19 protein-coding genes are annotated in these 18696 nt (G+C 65.6%); 1 reads left to right on the top strand and 18 read right to left on the bottom strand.

Annotated elements, in window-relative coordinates; genetic code table 11:
• Nucleotides 1-79: 79 nt before the first annotated feature.
• The 14 genes from ftsH to ruvC form a co-directional block, all read right to left on the bottom strand.
• Nucleotides 80-1993 carry an ATP-dependent zinc metalloprotease FtsH gene (gene ftsH / locus AC0KW6_RS16305; protein WP_323779896.1) on the bottom strand — a complete coding sequence of 638 codons (1914 nt, stop codon included), beginning with the start codon at nucleotides 1991-1993 and terminating at the stop codon, nucleotides 80-82.
• A 78-nt stretch (nucleotides 1994-2071) separates the two neighbouring features.
• On the bottom strand, nucleotides 2072-3325 hold the full coding sequence (gene tilS, locus AC0KW6_RS16300) for a tRNA lysidine(34) synthetase TilS (RefSeq protein WP_474035417.1): 1254 nt from the start codon (nucleotides 3323-3325) through the stop codon (nucleotides 2072-2074).
• Nucleotides 3322-4149, bottom strand: a complete 828-nt coding sequence (ybgF, locus tag AC0KW6_RS16295; protein WP_474035416.1) for a tol-pal system protein YbgF — start codon at nucleotides 4147-4149, stop codon at nucleotides 3322-3324. The genes tilS and ybgF overlap by 4 nt, the downstream gene beginning before the upstream one ends.
• A 4-nt stretch (nucleotides 4150-4153) precedes the next feature.
• Nucleotides 4154-4660, bottom strand: coding sequence for a peptidoglycan-associated lipoprotein Pal (gene pal / locus AC0KW6_RS16290; protein WP_323779888.1), 507 nt, complete (start codon nucleotides 4658-4660; stop codon nucleotides 4154-4156).
• 91 nt (nucleotides 4661-4751) lie between these two features.
• Nucleotides 4752-6077: a Tol-Pal system beta propeller repeat protein TolB gene (tolB, locus tag AC0KW6_RS16285; protein WP_323779885.1), complete on the bottom strand. Its 1326-nt coding sequence runs from the start codon at nucleotides 6075-6077 to the stop codon at nucleotides 4752-4754.
• Complete coding sequence (locus AC0KW6_RS16280; RefSeq protein WP_474035415.1) at nucleotides 6074-7225, bottom strand: energy transducer TonB; 1152 nt, start codon at nucleotides 7223-7225, stop codon at nucleotides 6074-6076. Before AC0KW6_RS16280 ends, tolB begins: the two co-directional genes overlap by 4 nt.
• A gap of 15 nt (nucleotides 7226-7240) precedes the next feature.
• Complete coding sequence (gene tolR / locus AC0KW6_RS16275) at nucleotides 7241-7732, bottom strand: protein TolR (protein ID WP_323779880.1); 492 nt, start codon at nucleotides 7730-7732, stop codon at nucleotides 7241-7243.
• Between the two features lie 3 nt (nucleotides 7733-7735).
• Nucleotides 7736-8431 (bottom strand): protein TolQ, encoded by a 696-nt coding sequence (gene tolQ, locus AC0KW6_RS16270; RefSeq protein WP_474035414.1) that lies wholly within the window; start codon nucleotides 8429-8431, stop codon nucleotides 7736-7738.
• A 105-nt stretch (nucleotides 8432-8536) separates the two neighbouring features.
• Entirely contained in the window at nucleotides 8537-8920 is a 384-nt protein-coding gene (gene ybgC / locus AC0KW6_RS16265) for a tol-pal system-associated acyl-CoA thioesterase (protein ID WP_474035413.1), read from the bottom strand.
• Nucleotides 8921-8981: 61 nt separating this feature from the next.
• Nucleotides 8982-9524 (bottom strand): RNA 2',3'-cyclic phosphodiesterase, encoded by a 543-nt coding sequence (thpR, locus tag AC0KW6_RS16260; RefSeq protein WP_323779870.1) that lies wholly within the window; start codon nucleotides 9522-9524, stop codon nucleotides 8982-8984.
• On the bottom strand, nucleotides 9524-10192 hold the full coding sequence (locus AC0KW6_RS16255) for a hypothetical protein (RefSeq protein ID WP_323779867.1): 669 nt from the start codon (nucleotides 10190-10192) through the stop codon (nucleotides 9524-9526). Before AC0KW6_RS16255 ends, thpR begins: the two co-directional genes overlap by 1 nt.
• A gap of 250 nt (nucleotides 10193-10442) precedes the next feature.
• Nucleotides 10443-11474: a Holliday junction branch migration DNA helicase RuvB gene (ruvB, locus tag AC0KW6_RS16250; protein ID WP_024091000.1), complete on the bottom strand. Its 1032-nt coding sequence runs from the start codon at nucleotides 11472-11474 to the stop codon at nucleotides 10443-10445.
• 137 nt (nucleotides 11475-11611) lie between these two features.
• Nucleotides 11612-12301 carry a Holliday junction branch migration protein RuvA gene (ruvA, locus tag AC0KW6_RS16245; protein ID WP_323779864.1) on the bottom strand — a complete coding sequence of 230 codons (690 nt, stop codon included), beginning with the start codon at nucleotides 12299-12301 and terminating at the stop codon, nucleotides 11612-11614.
• 13 nt (nucleotides 12302-12314) lie between these two features.
• On the bottom strand, nucleotides 12315-12812 hold the full coding sequence (ruvC, locus tag AC0KW6_RS16240) for a crossover junction endodeoxyribonuclease RuvC (RefSeq protein ID WP_323779861.1): 498 nt from the start codon (nucleotides 12810-12812) through the stop codon (nucleotides 12315-12317).
• Nucleotides 12813-13138: 326 nt separating this feature from the next.
• On the opposite strand from ruvC, the gene AC0KW6_RS16235 reads away from it, so the two are divergent.
• Nucleotides 13139-13357, top strand: coding sequence for a DUF1127 domain-containing protein (locus AC0KW6_RS16235; protein WP_323779858.1), 219 nt, complete (start codon nucleotides 13139-13141; stop codon nucleotides 13355-13357).
• A 166-nt stretch (nucleotides 13358-13523) separates the two neighbouring features.
• On the opposite strand, the gene AC0KW6_RS16230 is transcribed toward AC0KW6_RS16235, so the two are convergent.
• The 4 genes from AC0KW6_RS16230 to AC0KW6_RS16215 form a co-directional block, all read right to left on the bottom strand.
• A complete protein-coding gene (locus AC0KW6_RS16230) occupies nucleotides 13524-13868 on the bottom strand; it encodes a hypothetical protein (protein ID WP_323779855.1) in 345 nt (114 codons plus the stop codon).
• Nucleotides 13869-13971: 103 nt separating this feature from the next.
• Nucleotides 13972-14844 (bottom strand): 50S ribosomal protein L11 methyltransferase, encoded by an 873-nt coding sequence (locus tag AC0KW6_RS16225; RefSeq protein WP_474035412.1) that lies wholly within the window; start codon nucleotides 14842-14844, stop codon nucleotides 13972-13974.
• A gap of 145 nt (nucleotides 14845-14989) precedes the next feature.
• Nucleotides 14990-16225 carry an MFS transporter gene (locus tag AC0KW6_RS16220; RefSeq protein ID WP_474035411.1) on the bottom strand — a complete coding sequence of 412 codons (1236 nt, stop codon included), beginning with the start codon at nucleotides 16223-16225 and terminating at the stop codon, nucleotides 14990-14992.
• Nucleotides 16226-16464: 239 nt separating this feature from the next.
• Nucleotides 16465-18660, bottom strand: coding sequence for a primosomal protein N' (locus tag AC0KW6_RS16215; protein WP_474035410.1), 2196 nt, complete (start codon nucleotides 18658-18660; stop codon nucleotides 16465-16467).
• Between the last annotated feature and the right edge of the window lie 36 nt (nucleotides 18661-18696).

Below are 18696 nucleotides of genomic sequence, written 5' to 3'. Positions count from 1 at the left end.
CCCCCGCTGCCCTGCCAAAATGAACCGTCCCGGAAACCGCTGCTGGTTTCCGGGACGGTTCAATCTCAGTTTCGGATCCTTACGCCGTCGGCTCGGGCTCCATGCCGCCTTCCGGCGGCGTTTTTTTCGGCTTGGCCTTGGGAATTGCGGTGACCGAGGCATTGCCCGGGTCCTCTCCGCCGTCCTCGTCATCGCCCGCCTGCGGCGGCTCGCCGTTCATGACGCGCTTGATCTCCTCACCGGTCAGCGTCTCGTATTCCAACAGTCCCTGCGCCAGTCGTTCCCATTCCTCTTGATGGTCGCTGAGGATCTGGAATGCGCGGTCATAGCCTTCCTTGATGAAGCGCTTCACCTCCTCCTCGATCATCTCCTTGGTATGGGCGGAGACCGAGAAGCCGGCGGTGTTGCCTGAATAGCCTTCATGCGCCTCGGCATAGTCGATATTGCCGACCTTGTCGGACATGCCCCAGCGCATCACCATGGCGCGGGCCAGCTGGCTGGCCTGCTGGATATCCCCGGCCGGGCCGTTGGAGACATGGTCATCGCCATATTTGATGATCTCGGCCGCCTTGCCCGCCATGGTCATCGCCAGCTTCTGCTCGCACTCGCTCTTGTGCCAGTTCAGCCGGTCCATTTCCGGCAGCGACACCACCATCCCCAGCGCACCGCCGCGCGGGATGATCGTGGCCTTGTAGACAGGGTCGCATTCCGGCAGCTTCAGGCCGGCAACCGCATGGCCGGCCTCGTGGTAGGCGGTCTTTTCCTTCTGGTCCTGGGTCAGCACCATCGAGCGGCGCTCGGCCCCCATCATCACCTTGTCCTTGGCCGATTCGAAATCTTCCATGGTGACAAAGCGGCGGCCGACACGGGCCGCCATCAGCGCCGCCTCGTTGACCAGGTTGGCCAGATCCGCCCCCGAGAAACCGGGGGTGCCGCGGGCGATGATGCGCAGATCCACGTCAGGACCCAGCGGCGTTTTGCGCGCATGCACACCCAAAATCTTCTCCCGGCCTTTGATGTCGGGATTGCCGACGGTCACGTTGCGGTCAAAGCGGCCGGGACGCAGCAGAGCCGGGTCCAGAACATCCTTGCGGTTGGTCGCCGCCAGAATGATTACCCCTTCATTGGCCTCGAACCCGTCCATCTCGACCAGCAGCTGGTTCAGCGTCTGTTCGCGTTCGTCATTACCGCCGCCATAGCCGGCGCCGCGGTGGCGGCCGACGGCGTCGATCTCGTCGATAAAGACGATGCAGGGCGCGTTTTTCTTGGCCTGCTCGAACATGTCGCGGACGCGGGAGGCGCCGACGCCGACAAACATTTCCACAAAGTCGGACCCGGAAATGGTGAAGAACGGCACACCGGCCTCGCCGGCGATGGCGCGGGCCAGAAGCGTCTTACCGGTGCCCGGAGGGCCGACCAGCAACGCGCCCTTGGGGATTTTTCCGCCGAGACGCGAGAATTTCTGCGGGTTGCGCAGGAATTCGACGATCTCTTCCAGCTCTTCCTTGGCCTCGTCGATGCCGGCCACATCGTCGAATGTCACCCGGCCGTGCTTTTCGGTCAGCATCTTGGCCTTGGACTTGCCGAATCCCATGGCGCCGCCTTTGCCGCCGCCCTGCATCCGGTTCATGAAATAGATCCAGACACCGATCAGCAGCAGGAAGGGCAGCAGCGTGACCAGGAAGGACTGAAAGCCCGACTGCTGCTGCTTTTCAGCGCGCACCGGGATGTTCTTGTCGATCAGAAGCGCCGTGACTTCGGCATCGGCCGGTTTGATGGTGACATAGTTCTGCCCATCGGTCGTGGTGTAGCGCACCTGTTCTCCGTCCAGTGTGACGGTGCTGACCTTGCCGGTCTCAACCGAGCTGACGAAGTCCGAGAAAGTGCGTTCACGGCTCTGCATCGTGCTGCCGGAACCGCTGAACAAATTGAACAGCGCCAGAATCAGCAGAAACAGAACAACCCAGAAGGCGATATTGCGAGCGTTGCCCAAGGAAAGTTCTCCCTATCAGATAGGCGTACCACACGGACCGCCTGCGTTGTGCTTAAAATAAGGATCATTCGGGCAGGTTCAATGCGATAAAAGGGATGCAAAGAACTCTTCTTCGGATCCGGCGGTTTCCGCCGACCAGCCATTGGCCAATCCGGCCGCCGGTGCAGCCGCCAATTCCCCGCCCCGCCAAAGCGCCGGGGTGGCCTGCAGCACGGCGCCCGGCACCCCCGCGGCACGCCAGCCTGGGCAGAGCTGCAGTCCCTTTTCACCCAGTGCGCGGACCTCGCAACCCTTTGCGTCGCCGCCATAAACCTTCCATTTGCCGTCCCAAGCCTGCCCCGGCAGGGACACCTCGCCGCGCACCGAATTAAACTCGCGGCAGATCCAGATCTGTTTGCTGGTGGTGACCAGGCGGCAGCCCGCCAGGGTGGCCGATCCGCCATTGCGGGCCGCCAGCACGGCTTTTTCCATCGGCACCTGCCGCGGCGGGTAGGCGGCTCCGGAAATCCACTGAAAGGCGCGCACCAGCAGCCGGTGGCTGATTTCACTGGGCAAGGTTCGGAACTTGCGCTGGCACAGGACAACCGCCCCCGCCTGCACATGCGCCAGGTCGCGGGCGGCAAGGAACACGTACCAGTCCAGCGCTTCGCGGGCTTTGGCCATGTTGCGGGCAATCTTGGCAAAGACCGCAGGGGTCAACCCCAGCGGTGCCAGTTGCTCCAGCGCCCGGCGCATCCGGACCCGTTCGAATCTGGTATCCTCGTTGCTTGGGTCTTCGGACCATGCGATACCTCGGTTTTCCAGATATTCGCGCAATTCGCCGCGGGTTACATCCAGCAGCGGCCGCAACAGCGTCACCCCGTTATGCATGCGGCGCTCTGCCATGCCCGACAGCCCGGTCACACCAGAGGCGCGCGCCATCCGCATCAGCACCGTTTCAGCCTGATCATCGGCGGTGTGGCCCAGGGCCAGCACCGGGATGACATTGCGCCGCGCCCAGCCGGTCAGCAGGTCATACCGCGCCTGGCGGGCCTGATTCTGCAGGTTGCCCTTCTGCGGCCCGTCTTCCCAGTGCAGCACCTCATGGCTGATGCCAAGCCGGGCCGCTGCCGCCCCCGCGGCCGCTGCCTCGGCCGCCGCCTCCGGGCGCAGCCCGTGATCCACAGTGGCGGCATACAGCCCCACCCCGCCGCTGGCGAAACAATCGTGCAGCAGATGCAAAAGCGCCATCGAATCGCCGCCGCCCGAGACAGCGATCCCCAGCCGGTCAGGAAGCGCGGAGCGGAACTGGCTCCGCACCAGGGACTGAATATCGCGCCGCACGCCGGTCAAGAACAGCCCAGCTTGGCCATTTCCGCCGCGGCCTCTCCCTCTTCTGCCGCGCCCGGAAAGCGCACGCCGACCTCGGAGAGCGTCACGCAGGCCTGGTCAGACTGTCCCAGCCGCCCCAGCGCCGCGCCCAGTTCAAACAGCGCTTTTGGCGCCACCGGTCCGGCCGAATTGCCGGTAAAGGCCGCTAGATAGGCCCGCGCAGCCTCGCGGGTGTCGCCAAGGCCATCCAGAGCCTTGCCGCGGCTGAATTCGGCGGCCGGCGCCAGCGGGCTGCCCGGATAGGCCTGATTGAATGCCGCGAACTTCTCCGCCGCATCCTGGAAAAGCCCCTCGGACAGCAGCTTTCCGGCGGCATCGAAATCCGCCTGTTCACCGATTGCCAGCTCGCCGCCCGCGGCCGCCTCCTCATCCGCCGGGGCCGCCCCGGCACCTGCGGCCGGCGGTTCACCGCCGCCCAGCGTCGTTGTTTCGCCCAAGGCGCCGACATCGCCGCCTTCCAGCTCGACCAGCCGGAATTCCAGGTCGCCGATCCGGTTGGTGCCATCGGCGACAATCCGGTCGATCCGGTGGCCCAGCTCTTCGGTCTGCAGGGTCAGCCGCTGCAGCTCGCTTTCAATCGCACCGACCCGGTCCAGAACGGTGTTGCCGGACAGATCCGCCGACGGCGCGCCAGTGGTCGACAGCTCCCGCTTCAGCCGCTGGATCTCGACATGCAGCACGGTCAGTTCCTGGCGGATATCGGCAAGGGTCTGCTGATCCTGGGCCGCCAGCGGCAGCGGCAGCAGCAGCACAGAGGCCAAAAGCGCGGTGCGCAAAGCTTTCATGGCATTACCCCGTCAACCCGCCGGCCAGCACCGTCACCGCACGGCGGTTCTTGGAATAGCAGACCTCGTCCGAGCAGATTTCCAGCGGGCGCTCCTTGCCGAAGCTGACCACCTTGATGCGGCTGCCGGCGACACCTTGGGACATCAGGTATTCGCGGGCCGAATTGGCGCGTTTCGCCCCCAGGCCAAGGTTGTATTCGCGGGTGCCCTTCTCGTCCGCATGGCCTTCGATGGTGACCACGTAATCGGCGTTCCGGGCCAGCCAGCGCGCCTGGCCCTGCAGCGTCGTCTGCGCCTGCGGTGACAGGCTGGACTGGTCATTCCCGAACAGCACCCGGTCGCCGACAGTCTGCCGGAAGTAGGCCGGGCTGGCCGGATCCAGCGCGCCTGCGGCTGCGCCCGCACCGCCTGCCCCGGCGCTGCCGTTCAAATCATCGTTCCAGGGGTTGCTGCTGCAGGCTGTCAGCCCCAGCACGGCCACTGCCGCCATTGCCAATTTCAAACCGCTCATATCGTCTGCCTATCCCTTTGCGTTTCTTGACCCGAAACTAGCATAAGCCCGGGGGTGGTTCTATGCGGGTATCCCCGCCCTGACGCTGCTTTTACCGCTGCAACGGCGACCAGGCCGGGTCCGAAGCCCCGTCCGGCGTCCTCACCGGCTTCAGATTGCGGCCGGTGATATCGACTGAATACAGCATTGCGCGGCCGGTGCTGCCCTGGCTTTCGCGGGTGAACATGATCACCCGGCCATTGGGGGCCCAGGTCGGCCCCTCGTCCAGGAAAGAGGCGGTCAGCAAGCGTTCCTCGCTGCCGTCGGTGCGCATCACGCCGATATGGAACCGGCCCTTGTTCTGCTTGGTAAAGGCAATCATGTCACCGCGCGGCGACCAAACCGGGGTGCCATAGCGCCCCTTGCCGAAACTGATCCGCCGCGCCTCGCCGCCGCCTGCCGGCATCACATAGAGCTGCTGGCTGCCGGAGCGGTCGCTCTCGAACACGATCTGGCTGCCGTCCGGGGAAAACGACGGCGCGGTCTCGATCGACGGCGCCGAGGTCAGCCGGTTGCGCTGCCCGCTCCCAATATCCATCGCATAAAGGTCGGTATTGCCGCCCTGGGTCTGCGAATAGACAACCGTGCGCCCGTCCGGGGCAAACCGCGGCGCAAAGCTCATAGTGCCGTCGCCGCTGGACAGGATCTTGCGCTGCACCTGGCCGACATCCAGCACATGGATCTGCGGGAAACCGCTTTCATAGCTGGTATAAAGCACCCGGTCGCCGGTCGGCGAAAACCGCGGCGCCAGCACCAGAGCAGCGCTGTTGGTCAGATACTGCACATTGGCGCCGTCGTAATCCATGATCGCCAGCCGCTTGCGGCGCTCGTTCTTGGGGCCGCTTTCAGAGACATAAACCACCCGGCTGTCGAAATAGCCGCTCTCGCCGGTGATTTCGCTGTAGATGGCATCGGCCACCTTATGTGCCATCCGCCGCCAGCCGCCGGCGGTGCCGGTGAACTGCAGCGCGCTTTCCAACTCCTTTTCGGCAAACACGTCATAGCCGCGGAACCGCACCGTCAGCCGGTTGCCGGTGACGCTGACAGCACCAGTGATCAGCGCCTGGGCGTTCACCGCTTTCCAGTCCGCGTATTTCACCGCATTGTCAAAGCCGGTCACCTTGGAGATATGGGCGCTGGCGGGGACTTCCCGGAACAGTCCGGTGCCGCTGAGATCCGCCGCCACCACCCGCGCGATCTGCGCCGCATGTTCCGCAGCCGCAGGGGTCTCGGGCACGAAATCCGGCACCGCAAAGGGCAAGGGCTCAATCACACCCTGATCGATCTCGATGCGGAGCGGGCCGGTCTGCGCCGCAGCGGTGCCTGCCCCGGCCAATGCCGAAGCCCCGATCAGCAGAGCTGCCAGAATTTTCCTCATTTGATCCGCATCCTTTCAGGATTGAATGTCATCTCAATATCACGCCATTGCGAATATTTCTCAGGGGGAAGATTAAACCCTTTGGCCCCGCAGCGGATTATTGCCCGCCGGGCAGCCCCGAAGGCCTGCTGCGCCGCCGAGGCCGAGCCGCCGGTGCTCGACAGCATCCGGATGCTGCCGCTGTCCGGCTTGCCGTCCTGCGCCAGCGACACCGACACCACCACCGTGGTGTTCAACGCATCCGTCGACAGCGACCCCACATTCCAGCACTGCGAAACCGCAACGCGCAAGGCATCCTTCTCACCCAGCGTCAGCGGCGGCCCCGAGGGTTCCGGCGCCTCGGCATCGGCACCGCCTGCCAGCGCTTCCGCCAGGGCATCCTCCACCGCAGAGGGCGTATCCGCCGCCGCCGGCTGCTCCTGTTCGCTCCGCTGCACCTGTTCGGCCGGCCGGGCCGCTTCCACCGCCTCCGCCGGCTGCGGCTGCGGCCGGGCTGGCCGTGTCCTGGGACGCACAGACACGTCCGGCGCGGCAGAGGCTGCAATGTCCTCGCCTTCGTTCTCTTCGGTCACGATCCGGTCGCTGGCGGCCTCGGGCGCGGTGGCCTCCTGCACGTCCTGCTCTGTCTCGGCGCCCTCCTCCGGTGCCACTTCCGGCTGGACGATATCGTCCACCCTGGTGTCGGGCTCCGGCGGCGCAACAGGCTCCGGTGCCACCCGGTCCACCGGGCGCGGCGCGGTTTCAGGCCGCACCTGCGGCACCAGCGCAGCAATCTCGGGCTCTTCAGCCGCGGCCGGCGGGCTGTCCGGCACATCCGGTTCGGGCTGCGGCTCGGGGATCCCGGTCACCTGCGGATCCGGCGCCGCCGGCGCGACCGGTTCGGGCTGGACGGTTTCCGGCTCCGGATCCGGCTGCGGAGCGGGCTCCGGTGCCGGCTGCACGTCGGCCGGCTCATTCAACGGTGCCGGTTCGGGGGCGATGTGCGGCGCCTGCCGCTGCTGGCTGAGCTTTTCAAACTGCTCCGCCGAAATCAGCGCCACCTGCTGCACCCGGGACGGCAAAGGTTCGGACGGGAACCAGGCGCCAAAGACAACCCATCCCATCAAAAGCCCGTGTCCGGCAAGAGAGATCCTGGTTCCGGTCTGCACCGTCCGCGTCCCCGCTTATTGCCCTGCGCCCTCAGACGGCTGCCCGTCCAGGGCCGGGCCGCCGGTGTCCGTCACCAGCCCGACATTGGAAAACCCGCCTGCGTTCAGCGCGCCCATCACCTGCATCACATCCGCATAGGCAATCCGCCCGTCCGCACGCAGAAACACCCGGTCCGAGCTGCGCTCGGCCGCAATCGCCCGCAGCTTGGGCACCAGTTCGTCACGCGCCACCGGCGTGGTCTGGATTTCCACCCCGCCTGCCGCGGTCATGGTGACGGTCAGCGGCTCTTCCTCGTCACCGGGCAGCGCACCTGCCGCGGTCTTGGGCAGTTCCACCGGCACGCCCACCGTCATCAGCGGTGCGGCCACCATGAAGATGATCAGCAGCACCAGCATCACATCGACAAAAGGCGTGACATTGATTTCCGACATCACCCGCCCGCGGCCCCGGCGGCGGCCCCGGCGGCGGTCGCCGCCTCCCTGCGGCTGCTGGACAGCGGCGCCCATCCCTCAGGAATCCAGCTGGCGGCTGAGAATGGTGGCGAACTCATCGGCAAAGGCTTCGTAGCCGCCGATGATGCGGTCGCTGTCCGCGCTCAGCTTGTTGTAGAAGATCACCGCCGGGATCGCGGCCAGCAGCCCAAGACCCGTGGCCATCAGCGCCTCGGCAATACCGGGCGCCACCACGGCAAGGTTGGTGTTCTGCTGCTCTGCAATCTCGATAAAGGCGGTCATGATGCCCCAGACGGTGCCGAACAGGCCGACAAAGGGCGCGGTGGAACCGACGGTGGCCAGCACCGGAAGACCGCTTTGCAGCCCCTCGGTTTCCTTGGCGATCGCGACATCCATCGACCGGTCGATGCGCGCCTGCGCGCCGGGAATCAGCCCGCCGTCGCTGCGGTGGCTGCGCCGCCATTCCGTCATGCCCGCGGAAAAGATCCGCGCCGCCTGCCCGGGCGGCTCAGCGCCGATCTGGTCGAACAGCGCATCCAGCGGATTGCCCGACCAGAAGGCGCGGTCAAAGGCATCGGCTTCCCTGCGGGCAAGACGGTAGTTGATCATCTTCTGAATGATGATGCCCCAGGACCAGATCGAGGCCCCGACCAGCATCAGCATCACCAGTTTCACGGTTACGGTGGCCCGCGCGAAAAGGCCCCACATGGAGAAATCAATCTCCTGTGCCAGCGCCAGAGTTTCTGCTTCCATTCGCCTGCTCTAAGATTTCCCGGCCGTTTCTCCGGCCTTATTTGGCAAAAGGCTAGCCCAGTTCAATGGCAAAGGCCATCAAAACAGGCGGGCGCGCGCCAAATGTTACCGCAATGCGCGAATCTCTGCCGGAAGCCGCGCAGGCTTGCCGCCGGTGGTGATGCAGACAATGGTGACCTGCGCCCGGAACAGCGGCTGGCCGCTGCGCGTGACCTCTTGAGCCAGGGTCATACGGGCCGGGGTCATCGTGTGCATTGACGTGGTGACGAGCAGTTCCTCGTCGAATTTGGCTGGCGCCAGATAGTCCGCCTCGATCCGGCGCACCGCATAGATCAGCCCGGCCTCGCGCATGGCGTTCTGATCAACGCCGATGCCGCGCACCCAATCGCTGCGCGCACGTTCGATAAAACGCAGGTAGTTGGCATGATAGACGATCCCGCCCATGTCGGTGTCCTCGTAATAGACCCGCAGCGGGAATTCGTGGATCATGCTCTGCGCTCCTTTGGCTTGGCGGGCACCCTATGGCCGGGGCCGGGCCGCCGCAAGCGCCTCAGCCCTCCAGCGGGTATTCTGCCAGGACATCATAGCGTGCGCCTTCGGGGGCCAGCGTCGACTGGTACAGCGCCAAGCAGCCTGCCTCGGCCTGCAGCCGGAACCCCGCCGCCGCTTGCAGGAAACTTGCGATCTTCTCCAGCTGCCCCGGCTGCAGATGCCGCGGGAACCGGGCCAAGGTCACATGCGGGCGGAACCGCTCCCGCGCAAGACCGATCCCGGCGGCCTGGCAGGCACTGCGCACACGGTCCCGCAGACGGCTCAGCTCCGGTGTCTTTTGCACCGCCGCGGCCAGCACCCGCGGCTGTCTGCCGCCGAACACCTCCAGCCCGTGAAAGCGGAGGGTCAGAACCGGCGCGCGGATCCCGGCAAGTTCCTGGTGCAGGGCTTGCAGCATCTGTTCCGGCTGGTCATCCAGAAATGCCAGCGTCAGATGCATGTTCTCTGGCGGCACCGGCCGCCCTGCGGTCAGTTCTCCCTGCACATCTTCCAGCGCCATCAAGGCTGCATCAGGCAGCGGCAAGCCCGCAAACGCGCGCATCAGGACTGCGTCTGCTCCGCGGCCGGCGCTTGCAGCCGCGCAAACAAGCGCAGGGCGTGGGACTTGTCGTCTGCGGCCACGGGCATCATCCGGTCATAGGCGGCCGCAATGATCCCGGCAATTTCCGGGCGCAGGATGGTGGCGCCCGTCTCCGGCAGCACCGCCAGCGGCGAGGTTTCTGCAAAAGCCCTATCGCCCCACATCAGCGCCACCTGCACTGCCTGGGTCAGCGCCAGCGTCTCGGCCGGCATCTCTGCCATGGCGCCTTGCATCCGCAGGAACACAAATGCTGCCTTGATGCCGCCCTGATCGTCAAAACGGAACGCCCGGTACTGGCTCGCGCCTGCGGCCTTCAACCGGGTTACCAGCGGCGCAAGCCCGGGGATCAGCCGGTCGAGATCCGGCACCTCCAGCAGTTCATCCCAGTCCAGGAAGAAAAAGAACATCAGATTCGAGCCCAGCTCAGGGTCGGTCTCGGCCATCTGGTGGCCCGCCAGCGTCATCACCGCCTCCAGCGCGCCCTTGACGGTTTTCAGCGTCCCATCCTCCACGCCGAAGACGATCGGCGCCACCGGACGGCCCCAGCGGGCGCAGGCGTATGAGCCGTCTTGGCGGGTGAACAGGGTTTCGATCTGTTCCGGCGTCAGGCCTGGCAGCTGGGCGGTCATATGAGTCTCCTTGATCCTGCCCCGTCTATGCCGTTTGCCTGACCCGCCGGCAAGGGGGCTCCCGTGCCTGTCCGGTGTCCTGGCTGCGCCAGACCTCCGGCAGCAGCCTTGGGCCGGGCGCCGCTGACGCGGCGCATCTTTCCGGCCCGTCCGGCAGCAGCAGAATAGGTCATAATTCCTGACACAATGTTTCGCGCGCGAAACATTTGGACAGCAAGCCTGACACAATTTATAGTGGTTTATCCGCGGCCTACCCGAACAGATCGTTCCGGGAGCGCGGCGGCGCCATTCCCAGGTGGGTCCAGGCCTTTTGCGCCAGCATCCGCCCGCGCGGGGTGCGCTGGATCAGCCCCTGCTGCAGCAGGTAAGGCTCAATCACCTCTTCCAGCGCGTCGCGGCTCTCGGACAAGGCGGCTGAGATCGTCTCGATCCCCACCGGTCCGCCGCCGTAATTCTCGGCCAGCAGGGTCAGATACCGACGGTCGGCGCCGTCCAGCCCCAGCTGATCCACCCCCAGCCGGGTCAGCGCGCCATCGGCCAGTTCGCGGGTGATCGTGCCATCGCCTTCCACAACCGCAAAGTCCACAACGCGGCGCAAGAGCCGCCCGGCGATCCTGGGGGTGCCGCGGGCGCGCCGCGCGATCTCGCGGGCGCCTGCATCATCGGCAGGCGCCCCCAGTTTGCGGGCATTGCGGCGGACAATCTCGAACAGCTCGTCAATGGTATAGAACTGCAGCCGGGTCGGAATACCGAAGCGGTCGCGCAGCGGTGTGGTCAGCAGCCCCATGCGGGTGGTGGCCCCGACCAGGGTGAAGGGCTGCAATTCGATCCGCACGGTGCGCGCTGCAGGGCCTTCGCCAATCACCAGATCCAGCTCGAAATCCTCCATCGCCGGATAGAGCACTTCCTCCACCGCCGGGTTCAGCCGGTGGATCTCGTCGATGAACAGCACGTCGCTGGCCTCGAGGTTGGTGAGGATTGCGGCCAGATCGCCGGCTTTGGCCAGCACCGGACCGGAGGTCATGCGGAAATTCACCCCCAGTTCGCGGGCGATGATCTGCGCCAGTGTGGTCTTGCCAAGGCCGGGAGGGCCGTGAAACAGCGTGTGGTCCATCGCCTCGCCGCGGCGGCGGGCGGATTCAATGAAGACCTTCAGATTGGCGCGGGCTTCGGCCTGGCCGATGAATTCACCAAGGCCCTGCGGGCGCAGGGCGCGGTCGCCGTCAGGAGCTGTATCTTCGGGCAGCGGTTCGGGGCGCAGGGCGGGGTCGGCATCAATCATTTGGCCTGCGCCTGTCAGTTTTCAGCTGTACCGCCTGGCCGCCAGGCCGGGCAGCGCCCGTCCGCCCCCCTGGACGGGCGCTTCGCTTTCCACCCGCGGCCGGGCACTGCCCTTTGTGTTTCAATACCATTTTCCGATCACCCCTTCGGTGCCAGCAGGCGCAGCGCTGCGCGGATCAGCTCCGGCTCATCCGCGTCCGGCCAGGTGGCGGCGGCCTCGGCCACTGCCGCTGCGGCATCCGACGGACCATAGCCCAGATTGCCCAGGGCCGACAGCGCCCCGGCAGAGGCAGCAGCAGCGCCGGAAGGTTTCCTGGGCGGCGCCCTGCGGGCCGGTTTGGCAGCCGGTGCAGGCCCGGCATCCTCAACCACCTCCAGCCCCGGGCCGTCCATCGCATCCGCTACGGTGCCGCCCATCGCCATCACACCCGGCGCCTTGTCCTTGAGGTCCAGCACGATGCGCTGCGCGGTCTTGGGGCCGACGCCCTTGGCCGCCTTGACCGACGCCCAGTCGCCAAGCGCGATCGCCCGGCTGACCCCGTCCGGCCCGAGGGCGCCGAGGATGGCCAGCGAGACCTTGGCCCCGACCCCCTGCACCGAGGTCAGCAGCCGGTGCCATTCCTTTTCCGCCAGCGAAGTGAAGCCATACAGCTGCATCAGGTCTTCGCGCACCACCAATTCGGTATACAGCGCGACCGCTTCGCCCGTGCCCGGCAGTGCCGCCATGGTGCGGTCGGAGCAATAGACGATATAGCCGACGCCGCGCACGTCGATCAGCACATGATCCTGCGCCCGGTAATCCAGACGGCCCGTCAATTTGCCAATCATGCCAGTTTGCCGGTCATGCGCGTTTCTCCTTCAGCTGCCGCTGCGAGGCGGCCCCATAGTATGCATGGCAGATGGCAATCGCCAGCGCATCCGCCGCATCGGCGCCCTTGGGCGCACAGCCGGGCAGCTGCAGCTTGACCATATGCATGACCTGTTCCTTTTCAGCGTGCCCCACGCCGACCACGGTCTTTTTGACCCGGTTGGGGGCATATTCGCCCACCGGCAATCCCGCCTTGGCGAGGGTCAGCAGCGCCACCCCGCGCGCCTGTCCCAGTTTCAGGGTGCCGGCACCGTCCTTGTTCACAAAGGTCTGTTCGATCGCGGCCTGATCCGGGGCATAGGACTCAATGATCTCGGTGACCTGATTGTGCAGCGACAGCAGCCGCTCCCCCAGATCATCGCCATCCGAACAGCAATGCCCGTTGGCCACATGGCTCAGGCGCGGGCCATTTGATTCGATGACCCCCCATCCTAGGGTGCGCAGCCCCGGATCAATTCCCAGAATCCGCATGATGTGCCCGGTCCCCGCCTGCTTATTGCAAATATTTTTTCAACGGTTAGCACAAACCGCGAACATGTCCAATTGCTTTCCCAGCGCCAGCGCACCGCCAAGGCAGCAAATCCTGTCCTGAAACCGACCCTCTGCACTAGGCGGAGCGACATTTTCCGGCAAAAGCAGCGCGCAGCTCATCGGCCCTTATAATAAAGGCGCAAAGCTATGCGTCCGGTGCATATGACGCATGCAATTTCAGATCTTGCCGGGCTGAATTTTCGTCACTAAATGCCGGCCATCGCAACACCGCGACGAAAGCCAACACCAGATCAGAGGACACGGATATGGCCGCATTTGACACCACCCGCACCACGTATGGTTCCACCGGCCTGTTTGGCCGCTTCGGCGCACTGGTTGCCTCCGCAACCGGCATGTTTGCAGCCTGGAACGATGCCCGCGCGACCCGCAACGCCCTGTCGGGCCTGTCCGACCGCGAGCTGGCCGACATCGGCCTGTCGCGCTGCGACATCGAGTCCGTTGCGACCGGCGAAACTGCTTTCTGAGACCCCTCTTAACGCCCTGCCTCCTCCCTCGGGGCGACTAGGGAAACGCCGCGGACCTGCACAGGGCCGCGGCGTTTTTCGTTGCTGGACCGGCATGCGACACCGCAGCAAAAAGGCCGCCGGCTCCCCCTGCCGCGCGGCCTATTTGCCCCCGCTTCCATTCCTGTCAGCGCAGAACCGGTCCGATTTTGCGGGCCACGAAGACCGACACCGGATCGGCCTGCATCAGAAAGGCGCCCGCGCGCTCCACGCCGCTGCCGGCGGCCAGGGTCTGCACCCGCGCGTCATAGCTGCCAAAGCCAAGCGCGGCCATCAGGAAGCTTTTGAACAGCAGGACTGCTGCAACAAAGAGAAGGATGGAACGCCCCGAACCCCGGGTCCGCAGCCTGTGCGGTCTCACCACCAGCAGCCCGTCCGGCCGCAGTTTTGCGGAATAACCCGCGGACAGGGCTTCATGTTTGCGGTTGATCTGCTTCAAACGCGCCTGGAACTGATCACGATGTTCGCCCATTACGAGCCTCCGAACTGGCCCCCACCAGCGGATGGCCCATCTTTGGCTTGAAATGCGGCGGAAATGCGGCAAATCCCTAAAATTCACCGCAAAGTTAAGTCAATCAGCCCGCTTTACGCAAAAGCAGCGTTGTCCATTCACCAATTTCATCCCGGCGCTCGGGATTGATGCCATTCTGCGCATAAACATTAACCACGTCCTCGGCCTGCTCGTTCAGGATTCCGGAGAGAATCGCATAGCCGCCGGGACGCAGATTCGCAGCTACATCCGGGGCCAAGGCTACCAGAGGCCCTTTCAGAATGTTCGCGAAGATGAGGTCGAACGGCGCCTGCGCCTGCAGATCCGGGTGATCAAATCCAGCCGCTTCCACACAGGCAACCTGGCCTTCCATACCGTTCGCCTTAAGATTTGCTTCGGCGACTTCAACGGCAACCTGGTCGATGTCGCTGGCCAGAATGGTGCCGTCCCAGACCCGGGCTGCGGCCATCGCCAGCACCGCGGTGCCGCAGCCGATGTCGGCCACTTTTGCGCCGCGAAAGCCCTGATCCAGCAGATGATCCAGGGCCTTGAGGCAGCCCAGAGTGGTGCCGTGATGGCCGGTGCCGAAGGCCATCGCCGCCTCGATCAGCAGCGGGATCCGGTCCGCGGGCAGCTTGTCCGCGTCATGCGAGCCATAGACAAAGAAACGGCCCGCTTCGACCGGCGCCAGTTCGCGGCGCACATGGGCGACCCAGTCGGTTTCCGGCAGTTCCGAAACCACAAAGGGCTTGGCTTCGTGCAGCGCGGCCAGCAGGGCAAGACCGGCTGCATCCGGTGCGTCCGTGAAATAGCCGCCGACTTCCCACAGGCCGGAGCCGTCCTCCATTTCGAACACGCCCACGCCGCTGGGTTCCGGGGTCAGACGCTCCATAGCCTCGCCCAGCGCTTCGGCCTGGGCTTTTCCGGTGAGCGTGGTGAGGGCGGTGAATGTGGGCATGGCGTCTCTCCTGAAACTGTTGGCAAGCGCCTAGGCCGCCGCGCCGCCCGCGTCAAGCACCCCCGCCTGGCCGCAGGCCAGGCAGCGCCCGCGCTCACTGTGTGCGCGGGTGCCCGCCGCGCGGCTGGCGCCGCGGGCTGCCGGGCTACTCAGCCGGCGCCGGGCTTGCGTATTTGCTGAAGATGGTCTCGTTGCCAGGTTCAGGATGGCGCGGGATCAGCAGCGACAGGGACAACGACACCAGCGCCATGGCTGCCGCCAGAACAAAGACCATCCCCGGCGAAAACACCCACAACAGCCCCAGCAGCACCGGCAGGAACACCGCCGCGATATGATTGATGGTAAAGGCCACCGCCGCGGTGGGGGCGATGTCGCCGGGATCGGCGATTTTCTGGAAATAGGTTTTCAGCGCCAGCGCCAGCGCAAACAGCACGTGGTCGATCACGTAAAGCACCGCCGCAACCGCCACCCCCCAGCCGAACCAATAGATCCCGCCATAAGACGCAAAGACAATTGCCAGCCCGCTGTATTCCAGGATCAGCGTGCGGCGCTCGCCGAACATCGCCACCGCCTTGCCCAGCATCGGCGCTGCAACCATGTTGATCACCAGGTTGATCATATAAAGCCCGGTCAGCTCATGCACATCAAAGCCGAATTTCTCGACCATCATGAAGCCGGCAAAAACCACAAAGATCTGCCGCCGTGCCCCCGCCATGAACTGCAGCGCATAATACAGCCAATAGCGTTTTCGCAGGATCAGCTTCTTGGTCTGCGGATGCGGCGCGTCGAACTGCGGATAGGCAAAGAGCGCAAACAGCGCGATCAGCACCGTTGCCCCGCCTGCGGCCAGAAAGACGGTGTTATAGGCCAGATCAAACCTGTCCCAGGTCAGCACGATCAGCCCGTAGACCACCAGCGTCGCCGCTGAGCCTGCCGCGACCAGCCAGCCCAATGTCTGCGGTGCCTTCTCCTTGGACAGCCATTGCAGCTGCAGCGACTGGTTCACCGTCTCGTAATAATGAAAGCCGATCGAGCTGAGCAGCGTCACCATCAGCAGCCCGCCCAGCGAGGGGAACCAGGCGGTGACAGCTGTGGCCGCCCCCAGCAAGACAAGCGAGATCAGCCCCAGCACCTGCTCCCGCACAAATAGAATGACCGCGATGACGCCAACAGCCAGAAAGCCCGGGATCTCGCGCACCGTATGCAACAGACCGATATCGGCGCCGTCGAATTGCGCCGCCTCGATCACGAAATTATTGAGCAGCGCGCTCCAGGCGTTGAAGGCGATCGGCATCGCCAGCGCCATCAGGAACAGCAGCGTCACCGGACGGCGCCAGAACGGCAGGCCTTGGGCGCTGGAGAGGGGCATGGGTCTGAACATGGGCTCGGGTTTACGCCGCTTCGACGCGCCTGGCGAGAGGGAAATCGCGCCCGCACATCAAGCTCCGCATCAGCGCGCAGAGGCGCGGGCGGTCGGCGGCAATGGGAAATACGAGGCCCAACCTCGCGCTCCGGGGTATTTCAAGAAAAGGGGAAGACCGCTTCTTTCTGGTCCCCAATACTCTGGGGGAGCCGGCCGTCAGGACGCCGGGGGCAAAGCCCCCGTCCCCGCCCGCAGTGTCAGAAAAAGCTCTGCGGATCAATGTCGATGCTCAGCCGCAAGTCCCCTTTGAGGCGCAACGGCGCGGTCCAGCGGGCGATCGCCTCCTGCAGCGGCACGCCCTTGGCGGCCTTGACCAGCAGCCGCACCCGGTGGCGGCCGCGGACGCGGGCAATCGGCGCGGGCGCCGGTCCAAACACCTGCGCACCGATCTGGCGGAGGGCGCCGTCATTGCGGGCCATCGCATTGCCCAAGTCAAAAACCGCCGCCAGATCCGGCCCCGACAGGATGATCCCCGCCATGCGGCCATAGGGCGGCACCCCCGCCGCCTGGCGCTCGGCAGCCTCGGCCTTCCAGAAGCTTTCCTCATCCCCCGACAGGATCGCCCGGATCACCGGATGTTCCGGCTGGAACGTCTGCATCAAGGCTTCTCCCGGCCGTTCGGCGCGGCCTGCGCGGCCCGCCACCTGGCGCATCAGCTGGAACGTGCGCTCTGCGGCGCGCAGGTCCGAACCTTGCAGCCCCAGGTCAGCGTCGATCACGCCGACCAGTGTCAGCAGCGGAAAATTATGTCCCTTGGCGACCAGCTGAGTGCCCAGGATGATGTCGGCCTCGCCCTTGGCGATCTCCTCGATCCGGCTTTTCAGGGCGCGGGCGGAGCCGAACAGGTCGGAACTCAGCACCGCGATCCGCGCTTCCGGGAACAGGCCGGTGGCCTCCTCGGCCAGCCTCTCGATGCCGGGGCCGACCGGCGCCATCTTGCCCTCCACTTCGCAGGACGGGCAGGCCTCGGGCACCGGTTTGGTTTCGCCGCACTGGTGGCACATCAGCCGTTTCATGAAGCGGTGTTCCACCATCCGCGCGTCGCAATGGTCGCAGGCCACCTGCGCACCGCAGGCGCGGCAGATGGTGACCGGCGCAAAGCCGCGACGGTTCAGGAACAAGAGCGACTGCTCGCCGCGCTCCAGCCTGAGCTTCATTGCCTGTTTCAGCGTCGGGGAAATCCAGGTCGAGGGCAGCAGGTCTTCGCTGCGCATGTCCACCGACCGCATCTGCGGCAGCACCGCGGCGCCAAACCGCGCAGTCAGATCCAGGCGCTTGTATTTGCCCGCCTCGGCATTGACCCAGCTTTCGAGGCTGGGCGTGGCCGAAGCCAGCACCACCTGGGCCGAACACATCGCTGCCCGCAGCACCGCCATGTCACGGGCGTTGTACAGAACGCCGTCTTCCTGCTTGTAGGAGGTGTCGTGTTCCTCATCAACGATGATCAGGCCAAGGTCGCGGAACGGCAGGAACAGCGCCGAGCGCGCGCCGATCACAAGGCCGGCGGCCCCTTGCCCGACCATTTTCCAGACCCGCCGGCGCTCGGTCATGGTGGCGCCCGAGTGCCACTCGGCGGGTTTGGCGCCGAACCGCGCCTCCACCCGGGTCAAGAATTCCGCCGTCAGCGCAATCTCCGGCAGCAGCACGAGCCCTTGCCGCCCGGCGCGCAAGCAGGCCGCGACCGCCTCCAGATAGACCTCCGTCTTGCCAGAGCCGGTGACCCCCTTCAGCAGCGTGGTGCCATAGCGCCCGCTCTGCACGCCCTCCGCCAGAGCGGCGGCGGCGGCAGCCTGATCCTCGGTCAAGGCCTTGCCGGGCAGGTCCGGGTTCAGCTGCGGATACGGCAGATCGCGCGGGGCTTCCTCCTCCCGCAGGGCGCCCTGTTTCACCAGCCCCTTCACCACCGAAGGCGTCACATCCGCCATACCGGCCAGTTCGCGCGGGGTGAAGGCAAGGCCGCCGTATTGCTCCATCACTTCCAGCACACGGCTGCGGGCCTCGGTCATCCGGTCTGGTGCGCCTTCGCCCCGGCGCAGGATCTTGCGCATTGAGGGCGGATCGCTGAGCCCCGGCGCGCGGGTGGCCAGCCGCAGCATCGCGGACATCGGGGTCAGGGTGTAATCGGCGGCCTTGGCCAGGAACTGGCGCATCTCTGCGCGCATCGGCGCCACGTCCAGCACCCGGATCACCGCGCGCAGCTTGGCCGAATCGAAATCCCCCGCGCCCGGCCCCCAGACCACCCCCAGAACCTTGCGCGGCCCCAGCGGCACCTCGACATAGGCCCCCAGGAAACAGCCGCCCTCCGGCGCACGGTAATCCAGAAGCCGGTCAAGGGGTTGCGTGGTCAGCACCCCGACCCGTTCGCCTGCCTGAAAGAACTCCTGCCCGCTCATCCTGCCGCCCGTGTTGCCGCCCGTATATCCATGAGG

It is taken from the genome of Leisingera sp. SA215, assembly GCF_055902035.1.
This window is presented reverse-complemented; position numbering and strand designations above follow the sequence as displayed.

Excerpts from the sequence above, each read along its gene's own strand:
- ybgF (WP_474035416.1), bottom strand. The coding sequence starts at position 4,149 with ATGAAAGCTTTGCGCACCGCGCTTTTGGCCTCTGTGCTGCTGCTGCCG.
- pal (WP_323779888.1), bottom strand. The coding sequence starts at position 4,660 with ATGAGCGGTTTGAAATTGGCAATGGCGGCAGTGGCCGTGCTGGGGCTG.
- tolB (WP_323779885.1), bottom strand. The coding sequence starts at position 6,077 with ATGAGGAAAATTCTGGCAGCTCTGCTGATCGGGGCTTCGGCATTGGCC.
- tolR (WP_323779880.1), bottom strand. The coding sequence starts at position 7,732 with ATGGGCGCCGCTGTCCAGCAGCCGCAGGGAGGCGGCGACCGCCGCCGG.
- tolQ (WP_474035414.1), bottom strand. The coding sequence starts at position 8,431 with ATGGAAGCAGAAACTCTGGCGCTGGCACAGGAGATTGATTTCTCCATG.
- ybgC (WP_474035413.1), bottom strand. The coding sequence starts at position 8,920 with ATGATCCACGAATTCCCGCTGCGGGTCTATTACGAGGACACCGACATG.
- thpR (WP_323779870.1), bottom strand. The coding sequence starts at position 9,524 with ATGCGCGCGTTTGCGGGCTTGCCGCTGCCTGATGCAGCCTTGATGGCG.
- AC0KW6_RS16255 (WP_323779867.1), bottom strand. The coding sequence starts at position 10,192 with ATGACCGCCCAGCTGCCAGGCCTGACGCCGGAACAGATCGAAACCCTG.
- ruvB (WP_024091000.1), bottom strand. The coding sequence starts at position 11,474 with ATGATTGATGCCGACCCCGCCCTGCGCCCCGAACCGCTGCCCGAAGAT.
- ruvA (WP_323779864.1), bottom strand. The coding sequence starts at position 12,301 with ATGATTGGCAAATTGACGGGCCGTCTGGATTACCGGGCGCAGGATCAT.
- ruvC (WP_323779861.1), bottom strand. The coding sequence starts at position 12,812 with ATGCGGATTCTGGGAATTGATCCGGGGCTGCGCACCCTAGGATGGGGG.
- AC0KW6_RS16235 (WP_323779858.1), top strand. The coding sequence starts at position 13,139 with ATGGCCGCATTTGACACCACCCGCACCACGTATGGTTCCACCGGCCTG.
- AC0KW6_RS16230 (WP_323779855.1), bottom strand. The coding sequence starts at position 13,868 with ATGGGCGAACATCGTGATCAGTTCCAGGCGCGTTTGAAGCAGATCAAC.
- AC0KW6_RS16225 (WP_474035412.1), bottom strand. The coding sequence starts at position 14,844 with ATGCCCACATTCACCGCCCTCACCACGCTCACCGGAAAAGCCCAGGCC.
- AC0KW6_RS16220 (WP_474035411.1), bottom strand. The coding sequence starts at position 16,225 with ATGTTCAGACCCATGCCCCTCTCCAGCGCCCAAGGCCTGCCGTTCTGG.
- AC0KW6_RS16215 (WP_474035410.1), bottom strand. The coding sequence starts at position 18,660 with ATGAGCGGGCAGGAGTTCTTTCAGGCAGGCGAACGGGTCGGGGTGCTG.